This window comes from Methylobacterium sp. Leaf94 (assembly GCF_001426045.1).
GTDB lineage: Bacteria > Pseudomonadota > Alphaproteobacteria > Rhizobiales > Beijerinckiaceae > Methylobacterium.
This window is the reverse complement of sequence record NZ_LMRM01000006.1, coordinates 1-13,797: the sequence shown is the minus strand read 5'-3', so window position 1 is coordinate 13,797 and position 13,797 is coordinate 1. Positions and strand designations below refer to the sequence as shown.

The window sequence follows — 13,797 nt, the reverse complement described above, 5'->3', positions numbered from 1 at the left end:
GGCCAGGGCTCGCCGAGCCGCCTGCATCGTCCCGTTCACTGCCCCGCGAGTCAACGAGAACGTTCTTTTTAAAGAACCAATTGACGGAGGAGACCATCCCACGTCGCATCGGTATCCTGGAATATCCTGCGTCTATGCTCCCCGCAGCCTCCGTTTCGGCGGAAATCGCCGCATGCCTTCCGACTGCGTCGCCGCCCGAATACACGCTTGTTCTCTAAAACGAACGCCCGTAAGAGCCCAGTGGAGTACCACCCGGGAGCCCATCGCCATGACCTCCACCCACCGGCCGCTTCCCATCGCGATCATCGGCGGCGGCTTCAGCGGCCTGATGGCGGCGGAGCAACTGCTGCGCGCACTGCCGGTGGACCGCCCTGTGCTGCTCTGCGAGGGCAGCCGCCCCTTCGGCCTCGGGCTCGCCTACGCCACCCCCAACCCGGACCATCTCCTGAACCTTCGGGCGAGCCAGATGAGCGCCGACCCGGAGCGGCCCGAGGACTTCGCGGACTGGCTGGCGTGCACGCCCCTGGGTGCGGCGGAGCGGCAGGGAATTCGCGAGACCGAGGCCGGCACCTTTGCGGCGCGCGGGCTCTACGGTCGCTACCTCGCCGAGCGCTGGGACCGCGTGGCGGCCGGGGCCGGCGACCGGCTGATCCCCCTGCGCGCGGCGATCCGCGACGTGGAGCCGGTGCCGGAGGGCTTCCGGCTGCACGGCGCGGGCGTGCCGCCCCGGGTCGTGGCGGGCCTGGTCCTGGCGATGGGCAACCTTCCGGGCCCGGCGCTCGCGCCGGGCCGGCACCGGCTCGATCCGTGGCACCCGGAGGCGTTCGGCACCCTCGACCCGGCGCGCGACGTGCTGGTGATCGGCACGGGCCTGACCATGATGGATTCGGTGGCGGCCCTGCGCCGCGAAGGGTTCGCCGGCCGCATCGTCGCCGTGTCCCGCCGGGGGCTGCTGCCGAAGCCCCACGCCGCCGTCCCGGCGGCGCGGCGCCCCGAGCTCACCCCCGAAATCCGCAGCTCCGCCCGCGCACTCGTCGCCGCCATCCGGCGCGAGATCGCGGTGGCCCAGGCCGCCGACGCCGACTGGCGCGGGGTCATCGACGCCCTGCGCCCGATCACCGACGCCCTCTGGGCCGGGCTGCCGCGGGCCGAGCAGGCGCGAATCCTGCGCCATGTCCGCCCCTACTGGGACGTGCACCGCCACCGCACGGCGCCCCCGGCGGCGGAGGCGATCGTGGCCGAGATCCGCAGCGGCGGCCTCGTGGTCCGGGCCGGGCGCATCCTCGCCATCGACGAGGCCCCGGATGGAGCGGTGGTGACGCTGCGCCCGCGCGGCACCGACGGACGCGAGCGGATCGCGGTCCAGGGCATCCTCGACGCCACCGGCTTCAGCCGGCTCGCCGAGACTGACGACCCGCTGATCCGCAACCTGCTGGCGCGCGGCCTCGTCCGGCCCGGCCCGTTCGGCCTCGGCATCGCGGCGAGCCCCGGGGGCCGGGTCGCTGGCGCGTCGCACGACGCCCCGATCTGGGCCTTCGGGCCGATGCTGCGCGGCGTGGTCTGGGAATGCATCGCGGTGCCGGACATCCGCGACGCGGCCCGCCCCCTGGCCCGGGCGGTGGCCGACCAGCTCGGCGACCGCCTGGCCGCCTGAGCCTTTCGCCGAAACGGTCTTCGGTGAGACGCCCCTCTCCGCCGCGCCGGATCTTTGGGAGCACATTCCCGGGCGATGCGGCTATCGTCTCTTCCATCGGCCGCACGGATACGCCGACGATCGGAGCCGACGCCATGAGCCAGCCGTCCCAGCATCACCGCCGCCGCGCCTTCCGCCCCGCCCCCTGTCGCCGCTGCGTAGGACGCAACGCGACGCAGACAGGGCAACAGTTCGGCGGGGATAACGACCATGAGCTTTCACACCACAGCCTTTGAGCCGACCGGGGCCGCGAACCCCGCGATCCTGGCCGGACCGCACAACGTCCGGCGAAGCTACGGTCGGGCGGCGGCCGCCGCGGCGATCGAGAACGGGCTCCTGCCGCACGAACTCGCCGAGGTCCTGGCCGGCCGCAGCGTGGTCGAGGCCTTCCCGGTCGCCTGGCGCGAGAGCGTGTCGGACTACGCCGACCGCGCCGTCGCCGAGATGATGGTGGCCTATCTGAGCCAGCCCATCGCCTGAGGGGTCGGTCCCCCACGGCGCTCCCCAGCTTCCTATCCCGCCGGCCGCCGGGCGCGGGTGTGCAGCAGGTTGAGGATCAGCGCGGTCCAGCCCGTCTGGTGCGAGGCGCCGAGGCCGCGGCCGGTGTCGCCGTCGAAGAACTCGTGGAACAGCAGGGCCTCTTCGGCGCCGGGGGCGGGCGGGATCGGCGGCCGGTCGCCGAAGGCCGGGCGGCGGCCCTCCGCATCCTTGGTGAACAGGGCGATCAGCCGGTCCTCCAGGGCGTCCGCGATGGCGGCCAGGGTCCGGTGGTCGCCGGAGCCGGTGGGGTACTCCACCAGGAAGTCGTCGCCGTAATAGGTGTGGAAGCGGCGCAGGGCCTCGATGATGAGGTAGTTCATCGGCATCCAGACCGGCCCGCGCCAGTTCGAGTTGCCGCCGAACATGTTCGAGGTGGAATCCGCCGGGTCGTAGCGCACCGTGAAGGAGGCGCCGAATTCGTTCAGCGCGTAGGGCTGGTCGCGGTGGGCCTTCGACAGGGAGCGGATGCCGTGGGCCGAGAGGAACTCGGCCTCGTCGAGCATCCGGCGCAGGAGCGCCTTCATCCGGTGGCCGCGCAGGAGCGACAGCAGCTTGCGGTCCTGCACGCCGCCCTCGTCCCAGCGGGAGACGAGGCAGGCGAGGTGGGGGCGGTGCTCCAGGAGCCAGTTCAGGCGCCGCGCGAAATCGGGCAGGCGCTGCAGCACCCAGGGCTCGATCACCTCGACGGCAAAGAGCGGCACCAGGCCGACCACCGAGCGGACCCGCAGGGGCAGCATGCCGCCGCCGGGGATGTCGACCTCGTCGTAGTAGAACGCGTCCTCCTCGTCCCAGAGGCCGAAGCCCTCGCCGCCCATGTCGGTCATCGCCTCGGCGATGAGCAGGAAGTGCTCGAAGAACTTCGAGGCGGTGCTCTCGTAGACGTCGTTGTGGAGCGCCAGCTCGAGGGCGATGCGCATCATGTTGAGGGCGTACATCGCCATCCAGGCGGTGCCGTCCGCCTGGTGGATGCGGCCGAAGCCCGGCGGCGGGCGCGAGCGGTCGAACACCCCGACATTGTCGAGGCCGAGGAAGCCGCCCTGGAAGACGTTGCGGCCGTCCGCGTCCTTGCGGTTCACCCACCAGGTGAAGTTGATGAGGAGCTTGTGGAACACGCCCTCCAGGAAGGCGAGGTCGCCGCGCCCGCCGCGCCGGTCCCGGTCGATCTCGAAGACCCGGTAGGTGGCCCAGGCATGGACCGGCGGGTTGGCGTCGCCGAACTCCCACTCGTAGGCCGGCAGCTGGCCGTTCGGGTGCATGTACCATTCGCGGGTGAGGAGCAGGAGCTGCTTCTTGGCGAAGTCCGGATCGAGCAGCGCCAACGGCAGGCAGTGGAAGGCGAGGTCCCAGGCGGCGAACCAGGGGTATTCCCACTTGTCCGGCATCGAGAGCACGTCCGCTCCGGCGAAGTGGCGCCAATGCGCGTTGCGGCCGTTGTCGCGCTCCTTGGGCGGCACCGGCTGCAGCGGGTCGCCCTTGAGCCAGAGCCGGACGTCGTAGGCATAGAGCTGCTTCGACCAGATCAGGCCGGCGGCGGCCTGCCGGTAGATGGCGCGGGAATCGGCATCCCCGATGCCGTCCTGCAGCGCCTCGTAGAAGGCATCGGCCTCGGCGATCCGGCGATGGACGATGGTGCCCTCGCGGTCCACGGGGCGCAGGCGCGGGCCGGCCGCGAGGCGTAAGGTCACCCGGGTGGTCTCGCCCGGTTCCAACTGGCGGAAGTAGTGCAGCCCGAGCTTGGTGCCGGCATCGCGCCGCACGGCCCCGTCGTCGCCGTCCACGATCGCCGCGTGCAGGCCGTCCTTGAACGGGCCCGGAGCGTCGGGCTCCCAGCCGTGCAGGCGCAGGTTGGTGTCGTTCTCGCAGAACAGCGGGTCGGGATAGCCGTCGAAGCTGAGGCGGTAGAGCCCGAGGCGGGGGTGCTCGCAGGCGATGCCGCCGTCGGGGCGCAGGGTGAGAGCCGGGCGCCGGTGCGCCGCCGCCTCGCACCAGGACCAGGTGTTGCGGAACCAGATCTGCGGGATGATGTGCAGGTCCGCCGTCTCGGGGCCGCGGTTCACCGCCGTGATCACCACGTGGATGTCCTCGACGTCCTCCTTGGCGTATTCCACCGTGACGTCGAAGAAGCGGTTCTCGGCGAACAGCCCGGTGTCCTCGATCTCGTATTCCGGCTGGTCGCGGCCGCGCTGCAGCCCCTCGCGCACGAGGTCGTCGTAGGGGTAGGCCCCCTGCGGGTAGCGGTAGAGGAACTTCAGGTAGGCATGGCTCGGGACCGCATCGAGGTAGTGGTAGACCTCCTTGACGTCTTCGCCGTGGTTGCCCTCCTCGTTGGCGAGGCCGAACAGGCGCTCCTTCAGGATGTGGTCGCGCCCGTTCCAGAGGGCGAGGGCGAGGCACATCTGCCCGCGCTCGTCGCAGAGGCCGGCGAGCCCGTCCTCACCCCAGCGATAGGCCCGCGAGCGCGCCTCGTCGTGCGGCAGCGAGCGCCACGCATTGCCGTCCCGGCTGTAATCCTCCCGCACGGTGCCCCACTGGCGCTCGCTGAGATACGGGCCCCACAGGGACCAGGGCCGCTCGCCGCGCCCCTGCTCGGCGATGCGCCGGCGCTCGGCCCAGCCGTCGAGCTCGCTCATACCCGCCTCACGGTGCCGCGCGCCGGGCGCGCCGCCGTCCCGGTCCGGGGCGGGGCAGGGCGGGCGGAGGGGTCGGCGGTGTGGCGGGGCGGGAGGAGGGCGATCATTAGGTCCGGGGAACTTCGGGGCAGGGGAGTTCGGGGCGGGGAACTTCAGGGCAGGGGATTTCGGAACGGGAGGCGGCTCAGATGCATCATCAGCGCCAAGCCGGCCAGACGCCGTGCCGTTTTCGCATCCGCGGACCCGGGCCCCGGAGGTCACCACATCGTCTGGCGCGCCCGCTCGGCCCAGGACGCGTCGTAGGCCTCGCCGCCGACGCGCCCCCCGCTCAACCCGGCCAGGATCTCGCCGGGGCTCGGCAGGGTCTTCGGATCGACGTGGCTGTCCGGGCGCCACAGGCCCGAGCGAATCAACGCGCGGGCGCATTGGAAGTAGACCTCGCCCACGGTGATCACGAGGGCGGTGCGCGGCGCCTTGCCGTCCACCGCGAAGCTGGCGAGCAGGGCCGGATCGTCCTCCACCACGGCTCGGCCGTTGACCCGCAGGGCGTTGCCGATGCCCGGGATGAGGAACATCAGCCCCACCCGCGGGTCGCGCACGACGTTGCGCAGGCTGTCGATCCGGTTGTTGCCGCGCCGGTCCGGCAGGATCAGCGTGCGGGGATCGGCGACGCGCACGAAGCCCGGGACATCGCCGCGCGGCGAGCAGTCCAGCCCCTCCGGGCCGACGGTCGCCAGGGCGACGAAGGGCGCGACCGCGATGAAGCGCCCGTAATCCGGGGTGATGTGGTCCGCGACCTTGGTGGTCGAGGCCTCCCCGACGGCCCCGGGGGCTCCGTAGATGCGCTCCAGCTTTTCGATCGTCTCGACGGCCGCCATCGGTTTCCTGTCCCATCCTCGTGATCTGTACGCGCGAAACCTGGCCCCTCATGGAGACGCCTCGTGACGCCGCTGTGTCCGGCGCGACACGGGTCGGCTTTGTCGGTACGACCACCGGCACCGGACGGGCCGGGCCGCGTTGCCCGCTCGCAGCCGCATCCATCCGCACCGGAGACCCGCCCCATGACCCTCAAGATCCTCGCCGCCTCGGCCCTCGTCCTGGCGAGCCTCGGCCCGGTCCAGGCGCAAGGCCTCGTCCAGGGCGCGCAGGAAGGGGCCGCGCGGGGCGAGCTGGCGGCCGGCCCCCTCGGCGCGGTGGTGGGCGGCGCGATCGGCGCCGCCGTCGGCACGGCCAACGGTATCCTCGGCGTCGACCGGCGCGAACGCTTCCGGATCTACGCCAGCGCCGAGCGGCGGCCGTCCTACGCCTATCAGGGCACCGTCCGGGTCGGCGCCGTGCTGCCCGAAGACGGCGTGGTCTACTACGACGTCCCGTCGGAATTCGCGCTGAAGGGCTACAACTACACCATCGTCAACGACCACCCGGTGCTGGTCGAGCCGGGCACCCGCCGCGTGGTCGAAGTCATCGACTGACCCGCGCCGGAGCGCGTCGGCCGAACAGGCCCGAACGGTACCTGCGGGGAGGGGCCGGCCGCGATGGGGGAATCAGGCGGCGAGGCGGTCGTCCGCTTCCCGCAGGAGCGGGATGGCCGCCGCGGGGGCGGAGGGCTTCGGCCGCCACGCCGCGTCGAGGCTGAGGAGGGCGGCCCGGACCTCGTCCAGGCACGAGGGCTCCCCCTCCGCCATGCCCTCGGAGGCCGCCACCTCCTTGAGGTGTTCGTCCCAGGCCCAGCGCCGCAGGATCTCCCGCTTGACGCCGCGCATCAGGCGCGGGTGATCGAGGACGGCCCGGACGGTGCCGAACACCGCGGCCGGGTTGACGAGCGCACGCTCCCAGTCCGGGTCGCGGCGTCCAGGGTCCGGAGCTACGGGCGGCGACCTGTGTCCGACGGCGAGGATGGTGTCACGCATGGGGGTCTCGCGCTCCAATCAGGCACCGAGCGGCGCCGCGGCCTGCACGGCGACGCTGGCGGCGAGGATCACCAGGGCCACATCCCAGGCGGTCACATGCCAGGCAGTGACGTCCCAGGGCGTCGCGCGCCGGGTATCGCCGGGTGCGTCGTCCCCGGTGATCGCCACGGCGAGCCAGACATAGCCGGCGCCCGTGAGGAGCCCTGCCAGGGTCGCGCCCGCCAGGGCCGGCCCGGCCAGCCACGCCCGCAGGAGCACGGCGAGCCCGACGCAGAGGCCTGTTGTGACGACCCCGTCGACAAGGCGCGTCACGTCGGCGCCGTGCCACGGCATCCCGGCCCGGCGGTGCCCGTCCGGCCGATGGGGCGGGCTTTTCAGCGGAAAGGTCGGCATGCCGCACCTCCGCCCTCAGTTCAGACCGTCCGCCGCAGCGGCCTCGCCCGCCTGGCCGTCGCGGGCGCAGATCCCCGCCACCGGTACCGCGTCCAGGGCCTGGAGCGCGGCCAGCACCGCGTCGAGGGGCACCGGCTCGGCCCGGCAGCCCTCGAGGCACCGCAGGGCCGGGCAGGACTCGACGGCGCGCGAATCCGAGGCCCAGGAGGCCAGGACGGCGCGCTTCTCGGCGAGCGACAGGCCCGGATAGGTCAGCACCTCGCGCGGGTGCCGGAAGACGTCGCCCGGCGCGACGAAGGCCTCGAACGGATCGACGGCCGTCGCCCGGAGGGTCGCCGAGGCCAGCGGCCCCAGGCGCTCGATGGGTGTGTCCAGCAACTGCATGACATCCTCCTCTTCGTGAGCAAGGGTCTCTTCGTGAGCAAGAGTCTCTGGGTGAACGGGGATCTCCTCGGGAGCGCGGGATCGGCGGGCGCGACCCGAGGGTCCGCGCCCGCCGCGTCAGGCCGCCCGGGCTCGGGCGCCGGTCAATGGGCCGTCCCGGTCTGCACGCCGCCGGTGATCGCAATGCGGCGCGCCGAGGCCGGAACCTGGGCCGAGCGGGGCAGGGTCACGCTGAGGACGCCGTTCCGGACGGTAGCCTCCGCCTTGTCCTTCTCGACCGCGAACGGCAGCGCGATCGTCCGCTCGAAGCGGCCGTAGGCGCGCTCCGTGTAGCCGCGGGCCGCGTCGCTCGTCTCCGAGCGCTTCTCGCCGCGCAGGGTGAGGACACCGTCCTCGATCAGCACCTCGACATCCTTCTCGTCGAGGCCCGGCAGCTCGGCCGAGACCCGCAGGCCCTGGTCCGTCTCGACGAGTTCGACGCTGGGCCAGCCGGCGGCGCCCCGGCCGAGGGCGGAGGCGCCGTTCAGGCCGCTGAAGACGTCGTCGAACAGGCGGTTCATCTCGCGGTGGAGGGTCAGGACGGGGCTCAGCGGCTCGGACCGCATCGGCCCGAGCACGGCGGCCCCCGCGTTGCGCGTCCAGGGAAGAAGATCTCTCACACTCATGTGCACTCCATCAGCAGGGTTGACGTCCAAAGGTTTTTCGCGGGCCCGGAGGTCTTCACGGCACCACGGGTCCGCGAGGGATCGGATGTCCGAACGGGGCCGGATTCGGATCGCCCGGCGACCGGGCGGGGCATCAGGCGGCCTCGGGCTGTCCCTGGCCGTGGGTGCTCTCGCCTGTCCTTTGGCTTTCGACGCTCCGAGCGCCGGGCTCTTGCGTTTCCCTCGGCTCGGGTTCCCCGATCCGGGCCGGCGCGTTATCCTGTCCGACGGCGCCCGGGGCCCCGCCGATGGCGATGCGGCGCGGCTTCAGAGCCTCGGGAACCGCGCGCTTGAGGTCGACGGTGAGGAGCCCGTTCTCCAGGGACGCCCCGAGCACGGTGACGTGTTCGGCGAGGTTGAAGGTCTGGCGAAACGACCGAGACGCGATTCCCCGGTGGAGATACTGCCGCTCGCCCTCCGGGCCCGTCTTCTGGCCGGAGACCAGCAGGGTGGTGTCGTGCTGGACGAGGTCGATCTCGTCCGGCGTGAAGCCGGCCACCGCCATGGTGATGCGATAGCTGTCCTCGGCGGCCTTCTCGATGTTGTAGGGCGGCCAGGCCGTCGAGGCCTCAACCCGCTCGGCCTGGGTCAGCAGATCGAACAGCCGGTCGAAGCCGACCGAGGACCGGAACAGGGGTGACACATCGTAAGTCCTCATGACCACATCCTCCGTTGAGCAACGTGATGACGAGGGACGCCGGACGCGTGCGCCGGCGCCCTGATCGCGGGCCATCGAGCCCCGCACGCGCGAAACGTCGTCGTTTGCGTGCGGTTCCGGGCCGCGACCAATTTTTTTCGGGGTTCCGTTGCCTCGGCACGGCATCCGGGGGCGCCGCCTGCACGGCGATCACGCCGATGGGCGTCCGGGCGGCGGTGACCGGTGGTCTCGGGCGGCCCCTGCTCGGCCGTTCCTTGGTGGAGGCGGGCCTGCGGATTCTGCAGGCGCCCGAGCGCGGGCCGGCCCTGCCGAGAACGGAGGTCCCGGTGATCGGCGCGGACCGCGCGGGCGAACTTCGACGCCCCGCATCATGGTCCCGACCGGGAGCCTCGCGGGGGCGACGCTGGCCCTGCGCGTCGCCCTGCCGTAAGCCACCCGCCTGGATCGCATAGAGGGAGAGCCTGTGATGAAGGTCGCCGTGATGGGGGCGGGGTCGGTGGGGTGCTATTACGGCGCCCTGCTGGCGCGCGCCGGGGCCACCGTCACCCTGGTCGGACGGGCGGTCCACGTGGACGCGATCCAGGCGCGCGGCCTCCTCCTGGAGACCGCGGCCGGGCAGGAGGCGGTGCGCCTGCAGGCCACGACCGAAGCGGCGGGGGTGGCCGGCGCCGACGTGGTGCTGGTCTGCGTCAAGTCCGGCGACACCGAGACGGTCGGCCGGACGATCGCCCCGTTCCTGACGCCCGACGCAGCGGTGCTGAGCTTTCAGAACGGCGTCGACAACCCCGAGCGGCTCCAGGCGGTTCTCGGCCGGCCGGTGGTGCCGGTGGCGGTCTACGTCGCGACCGGGATGCCGGGCCCCGGCCATGTCCGGCATTACGGCCGGGGCGACGTGGTGATGGGTCCGTTCCCCCGCAGCGCCGAGGTGGCCGCGCTCTTCGCCGCCGCCGGCATCCCGACGGAGGTCTCCGACCGCGCCCTCGACGCCCTCTGGGGCAAGCTGATCGTCAACTGCGCCTACAACGCCCTCTCGGCGATCACGCGGCTGCCCTACGGCCGGCTTCTCGGAGTACCGGGCATCGACGCCGTGATGACGGACCTCGTGGCCGAATGCGTCGCCGTCGCGCAAGCCTCGAGCATCGCGGTGGCGCCCGACATCCTGATCCAGGTCCTCGCCCTCGCGGCGACCATGCCGGACCAGATCTCCTCCACCGCCCAGGATCTGGCACGAGGCAGGCCCAGCGAGATCGCCCATCTCAACGGGTTCATCCTGCACAAAGGCCAGGCGGCCGGGATCGCCACGCCGGTCAATCAGGTGCTGACGGCGCTGGTTCGGGCGATGGAGGGCGGGGCATTTGCATAACAAGTGAGCCCGCCGCCAGAAGCAAAATCGAAAGGATCTTAAGTAGGATTTTAAAGAACGGCGTCGCCCTAGTTATTTGGCCCCGGCATTTGGTGAAGCGGGTTTGACCTGAAGCGACCGGGCTCTGCGGACCATGCTTTGCAGATGGCCTCGTAGGGCGTGAGACCCTGCAGCGACTCAGGCGCCGGCCAAAGTTGTAGGTGCTGACGAAGTCGGCCAGACGGGCGCGGAGCTGCTCGTGGCTTTCATAGTGGTAGCGCTTGACCGTCGCGTCCTTGATCGTGCGGTCCATCCGATCGACCTGCCCATTCGTCCAGGGGTGCCGCGGCTTGGTCAGACGATGGTTGATATCGTTTCGGGCGCAGGCAGACTCGAAGCTGTCGGCTCGGAAGGTCTCTCCGGCGGCAATCGCCTGCCTGATGATGGAGGGGGCCAAGGCAACGTTGCCGGGTGTCGTAGTGCCGTTGTCGATGAGCACCGTGTGCACCTTGTACGGCACCGCATCGATGAGATGGCGGAGGAAGTCACCCGCAACCCTCCGCGGTACCTTCTCATGCAATTTCACGAAGGCGAACTTGGTCGTGCGGTCGATGGCGACGAGCAGGTAGAGCCGCCGTTCCGCCGCGTGGACCTCAGCCAGATCGATGTGGAAGTCGCCGGGTGGGTCGTCTTCGAAGTGACCTGACTGGCTGGCTTTGGACCGGGCTGATTGAGAGGATCAGCCAGGACTGAAGGAGCTGGACATGCGGCGAGGTCAGAAGACGGGTGCGGAGCACCTGACCTGACTGGCTGGCTTTGGACCGGGCTGATTGAGAGGATCAGCCAGGACTGAAGGAGCTGGACATGCGGCGAGGTCAGAAGACGGGTGCGGAGCAGGTGGTGCTGAAGCTTCGCCAGATCGAGGTTCAGACGGCGCAGGGCAAGAGTTTAGCCCTGGCCTGCAAGGAGGTCGAGATCTCCGAGCAAAGCGACTCACGCTGGCGCAAGGAGTACGGCGGCTTGCAAAATCGACCAGGCGCGCCGGATGAAGGATCTGGAGCGCGAGAACGCGCGATTGCGCCGGCTCGTGGCTGACTTATCGTTGGAGAAGCAGGTGCTGGCGGACGTCGCCGCGGGAAACTTTTTCTCGATTCGGGGTTCATCGGTCAACTCCCTTTCGTGCGCATCCTGGTTCGGCGCGTGAACGGTCCTGTGGAGCTCTTGCTTCTCTCCGAGGTCGACGTGGGCCGCCTCATGATGGGATCAGAGGGAGTGAGTGGAGCCATCTAAGCCGCGCGCTCGGCAGAACCGACGCTCGAGTTTCCTCGGTCTCACCCGCTCCCGTCGTCCCCACAGGGACCTCCTCCACGCCGGAGGAGCTCGGTGTTACGTTATGCTGGTGTGCGGGCCTCAGGCCGCCGTAGCGGTCGCGACCGACCAGCGGAAGTCCGTCTCGTCGCGCCACATGCGGTGCAGCACAATCGCCAGCTTGCGGGCGACGGCCACGAGCGCCTTCTGCATGCCCCGCCGCTTGGCCACCGCCAGTCCCCAGACCTTCAGCGAGGACCACCGGCCGCGCGGGCTGGTTAGCAGCACGAGCGCGGCCTCATACAGCGCGGCACGCATCATCGTGTCCCCGCACTTCGAGATCCGTCCGATCCGCATCGTCTCGCCGGACTGGTAGAGCCGCGGCGTCAGACCGTAATGTGCCCCAACGCATTGCGAGCGCCCGAACCGAGCCGGATTGTCGACGCAGGTGCGGTAGGTCAACGCCACGATCGGCCCGACGCCAGGCGCGGTCATCAGCCGCCGGCAGATCGGATCGGTACGGACCTGGTCCAGCAGCATCTTGTGCAGCTTGGCGAGCTGGGTCCGCAGCGCGGAGCGTGCCTCTAGCAGCGGCAGGACCACGGCCGCGACGAACGGCAGATCGAGCACGAGGTCGCGCACGCGCTGCTCGAACCCGGCAGCCCCCACGACGCCGACCTTGAGGCCGAAGTTGCGCAACTGGCCGCGTAGGTCGCTCTCGATGTCGTAGGCCTTGCGCTGCAGGAGCTTGCGCGAGGTCAGGAGCAGGCGGCGCTGCTGGCTGGCCGGCGTCTTGACGTGAACCGGCTTGAACAGGCCGACCCGCATCATCTGGGCGATGCCCATGGCGTCATTGCGGTCGGTCTTGTTGATGCGCACCGAGAGGGCAGCGTGCATGTGACGGGTCTCAACGCAGATCGCCGGGAGCCCTGCCTCGACCAGGCCGGCGTAGAGCCAAGGCGAGAGCGGCCCCGCCTCCAGGCCGACACGCCCGTAGCTGTGTCCGAGGTCGCTGAGATGCCGGCTGATAACCTCGGGATGGCTCTCGACCGTGGCGCGGTGTACGACCTTGCCGTGGGGATCGACGATGCAGATCGCGGTCTCCTTCACGGAGACATCGAGGCCGACGTGGTGCTGCTGGTCCATGGCAGGGCTCCGAGGTTGGTTCAGAGCACCATCATGCCGCTTCCACCGCGCGACGCACCCCGAATACCCCATCTAGCCCCGGAGCGACRCCGGCAGGCCGCCGACGGCATCAGGGAGAAGTATGGTCTCTCAGAACGCCATGCCTGCCGGATCGTCGGCCAGCACCGGGGCACGCAACGCTACATACCGACCGTGCCGGCTGACGAGGATGCGCTGACCCGCGCCATCGTCGCCTTGGCGTCCGAGTACGGACGCTACGGCTACCGCCGCGTCACCGCGCTGCTGCAGGCAGCGGGGTGGCAGGTGGGGAAAGAACCGGCTTCAGTGGATCTGGCGTCGTGAGGGGCTCAAGCTCCCGCAAAAGCATCGGCCGCGAAGCCGGTTGTGGTTGAACGACGGCTCCTGTGTGCGGCTGCGGCCGCTCCATCGCAATCACGTCTGGAGCTTCGACTTCGTGCAAGGCCAGACCCACGACGGGCGAAGCCTGCGCATCCTGACGCTGATTGACGAGCACAGCCGGGCTTGTCTCGCCCTGAAGGTGGCCCGGCGCATCAACAGCCTGGGCGTGATCGAGGCCCTGGCCGATGCGATGTGTCTGCATGGCATCCCGGGGAACATCCGTCGCAACAACGGCCCAGAGATGATCGCGAAGGCTTTGCGGAAGTGGGTCGCCAAAACCGGCCCGCAGATCCAGTACATTGCACCAGGATCGCCGTGGGAGAATGGCGACTGCGAAAGCTTCAATGGCAAGCTGAAAGACGAGTGCCTACGCCAAGAAATCTTCTACGCGCTCAAGGAGGCACAGACCGTGATTGGGATCTGGCAGAATACCTACAACCGTGTTCGGCCGCATTCGTCGTTGGGCTACCGGCCACCGGCGCCTGTCACCCTCCCGGATCTGGCCTTCCAGCTACCCATGGCCGCCACCATGCAGTAGCCTCTCAATCGGCTCGGTCCAAAATACCGGTCAGGTCAAGGAGCGCGAAGGCGTATGAAAACATGTTTAGCAAAGCCCGGCAGCAGGAGCGCGAAGGCGTATGAAAACATGTTTAGCAAAGCCCGGCATCACCTGGGACGAGGCCAATCTGC

The 13,797-nt window shown here is 70.3% G+C and carries 12 protein-coding genes and 3 pseudogenes; 6 read left to right on the top strand and 9 right to left on the bottom strand.

Annotation, left to right across the window (positions count from 1 at the left end; genetic code table 11):
* Positions 1 to 268 precede the first annotated feature (268 nt).
* Both ASG63_RS05055 and ASG63_RS05050 read left to right on the top strand, forming a co-directional pair.
* Complete coding sequence (locus ASG63_RS05055; RefSeq protein WP_056212745.1) at positions 269 to 1,654, top strand: FAD/NAD(P)-binding protein; 1,386 nt, start codon at positions 269 to 271, stop codon at positions 1,652 to 1,654.
* Between the two features lie 249 nt (positions 1,655 to 1,903).
* Positions 1,904 to 2,173: a hypothetical protein gene (locus tag ASG63_RS05050; RefSeq protein WP_056212741.1), complete on the top strand. Its 270-nt coding sequence runs from the start codon at positions 1,904 to 1,906 to the stop codon at positions 2,171 to 2,173.
* 32 nt (positions 2,174 to 2,205) lie between these two features.
* Here the strand turns inward: ASG63_RS05050 and ASG63_RS05045 are convergent, their stop codons facing one another.
* Together ASG63_RS05045 and ASG63_RS05040 are read right to left on the bottom strand one after the other, a co-directional pair.
* Positions 2,206 to 4,863 (bottom strand): MGH1-like glycoside hydrolase domain-containing protein, encoded by a 2,658-nt coding sequence (locus ASG63_RS05045; protein WP_056212739.1) that lies wholly within the window; start codon positions 4,861 to 4,863, stop codon positions 2,206 to 2,208.
* A gap of 257 nt (positions 4,864 to 5,120) precedes the next feature.
* Positions 5,121 to 5,741: a pyridoxamine 5'-phosphate oxidase family protein gene (locus ASG63_RS05040; RefSeq protein WP_056212737.1), complete on the bottom strand. Its 621-nt coding sequence runs from the start codon at positions 5,739 to 5,741 to the stop codon at positions 5,121 to 5,123.
* A 183-nt stretch (positions 5,742 to 5,924) separates the two neighbouring features.
* Between ASG63_RS05040 and ASG63_RS05035 the strand changes: the two genes are divergently transcribed.
* Positions 5,925 to 6,335, top strand: coding sequence for a DUF1236 domain-containing protein (locus tag ASG63_RS05035; protein WP_056212735.1), 411 nt, complete (start codon positions 5,925 to 5,927; stop codon positions 6,333 to 6,335).
* A gap of 72 nt (positions 6,336 to 6,407) precedes the next feature.
* Here ASG63_RS05035 and ASG63_RS05030 read toward each other — a convergent pair whose 3' ends face one another.
* From ASG63_RS05030 to ASG63_RS05010, 5 genes are all read right to left on the bottom strand, one after another.
* Positions 6,408 to 6,773, bottom strand: a complete 366-nt coding sequence (locus ASG63_RS05030) for a hypothetical protein (RefSeq protein WP_244479568.1) — start codon at positions 6,771 to 6,773, stop codon at positions 6,408 to 6,410.
* 18 nt (positions 6,774 to 6,791) lie between these two features.
* Positions 6,792 to 7,166: a hypothetical protein gene (locus ASG63_RS05025; protein ID WP_056212733.1), complete on the bottom strand. Its 375-nt coding sequence runs from the start codon at positions 7,164 to 7,166 to the stop codon at positions 6,792 to 6,794.
* A 15-nt stretch (positions 7,167 to 7,181) separates the two neighbouring features.
* On the bottom strand, positions 7,182 to 7,550 hold the full coding sequence (locus ASG63_RS05020) for a hypothetical protein (RefSeq protein ID WP_244479569.1): 369 nt from the start codon (positions 7,548 to 7,550) through the stop codon (positions 7,182 to 7,184).
* A 143-nt stretch (positions 7,551 to 7,693) separates the two neighbouring features.
* Entirely contained in the window at positions 7,694 to 8,215 is a 522-nt protein-coding gene (locus tag ASG63_RS05015; protein ID WP_056212730.1) for an Hsp20/alpha crystallin family protein, read from the bottom strand.
* Between the two features lie 133 nt (positions 8,216 to 8,348).
* A complete protein-coding gene (locus tag ASG63_RS05010) occupies positions 8,349 to 8,912 on the bottom strand; it encodes an Hsp20 family protein (protein ID WP_056212728.1) in 564 nt (187 codons plus the stop codon).
* Between the two features lie 466 nt (positions 8,913 to 9,378).
* Between ASG63_RS05010 and ASG63_RS05005 the strand changes: the two genes are divergently transcribed.
* The gene (locus ASG63_RS05005; protein WP_056212726.1) at positions 9,379 to 10,275 is read left to right on the top strand and encodes a ketopantoate reductase family protein; all 897 of its coding nucleotides are present in this window, start codon (positions 9,379 to 9,381) and stop codon (positions 10,273 to 10,275) included.
* Between the two features lie 68 nt (positions 10,276 to 10,343).
* On the opposite strand, the pseudogene ASG63_RS23980 reads toward ASG63_RS05005, so the two are convergent.
* A pseudogene (locus ASG63_RS23980) lies at positions 10,344 to 10,951 on the bottom strand (integrase core domain-containing protein); the annotation flags it as partial.
* 167 nt (positions 10,952 to 11,118) lie between these two features.
* Here ASG63_RS23980 and ASG63_RS24990 point away from each other — a divergent pair.
* A pseudogene (locus ASG63_RS24990) lies at positions 11,119 to 11,392 on the top strand (transposase); the annotation flags it as partial.
* Positions 11,393 to 11,664: 272 nt separating this feature from the next.
* On the opposite strand, the gene ASG63_RS04990 reads toward ASG63_RS24990, so the two are convergent.
* The gene (locus ASG63_RS04990; protein WP_056212722.1) at positions 11,665 to 12,708 is read right to left on the bottom strand and encodes an IS110 family transposase; all 1,044 of its coding nucleotides are present in this window, start codon (positions 12,706 to 12,708) and stop codon (positions 11,665 to 11,667) included.
* 72 nt (positions 12,709 to 12,780) lie between these two features.
* Here ASG63_RS04990 and ASG63_RS04985 point away from each other — a divergent pair.
* Positions 12,781 to 13,645, top strand: a pseudogene (locus ASG63_RS04985) (IS3 family transposase); the annotation flags it as partial.
* Positions 13,646 to 13,797: the final 152 nt, after the last annotated feature.

What these genes read in the sequence shown, in the direction of transcription:
- ASG63_RS05005 (WP_056212726.1), top strand. Translation starts at nt 9,379, where the DNA reads ATGAAGGTCGCCGTGATGGGGGCGGGGTCGGTGGGGTGCTATTACGGC.
- ASG63_RS05055 (WP_056212745.1), top strand. Translation starts at nt 269, where the DNA reads ATGACCTCCACCCACCGGCCGCTTCCCATCGCGATCATCGGCGGCGGC.
- ASG63_RS05030 (WP_244479568.1), bottom strand. Translation starts at nt 6,773, where the DNA reads ATGCGTGACACCATCCTCGCCGTCGGACACAGGTCGCCGCCCGTAGCT.
- ASG63_RS05020 (WP_244479569.1), bottom strand. Translation starts at nt 7,550, where the DNA reads ATGCAGTTGCTGGACACACCCATCGAGCGCCTGGGGCCGCTGGCCTCG.
- ASG63_RS05040 (WP_056212737.1), bottom strand. Translation starts at nt 5,741, where the DNA reads ATGGCGGCCGTCGAGACGATCGAAAAGCTGGAGCGCATCTACGGAGCC.
- ASG63_RS05015 (WP_056212730.1), bottom strand. Translation starts at nt 8,215, where the DNA reads ATGAGTGTGAGAGATCTTCTTCCCTGGACGCGCAACGCGGGGGCCGCC.
- ASG63_RS05025 (WP_056212733.1), bottom strand. Translation starts at nt 7,166, where the DNA reads ATGCCGACCTTTCCGCTGAAAAGCCCGCCCCATCGGCCGGACGGGCAC.
- ASG63_RS05010 (WP_056212728.1), bottom strand. Translation starts at nt 8,912, where the DNA reads ATGAGGACTTACGATGTGTCACCCCTGTTCCGGTCCTCGGTCGGCTTC.
- ASG63_RS04990 (WP_056212722.1), bottom strand. Translation starts at nt 12,708, where the DNA reads ATGGACCAGCAGCACCACGTCGGCCTCGATGTCTCCGTGAAGGAGACC.
- ASG63_RS05035 (WP_056212735.1), top strand. Translation starts at nt 5,925, where the DNA reads ATGACCCTCAAGATCCTCGCCGCCTCGGCCCTCGTCCTGGCGAGCCTC.
- ASG63_RS05050 (WP_056212741.1), top strand. Translation starts at nt 1,904, where the DNA reads ATGAGCTTTCACACCACAGCCTTTGAGCCGACCGGGGCCGCGAACCCC.
- ASG63_RS05045 (WP_056212739.1), bottom strand. Translation starts at nt 4,863, where the DNA reads ATGAGCGAGCTCGACGGCTGGGCCGAGCGCCGGCGCATCGCCGAGCAG.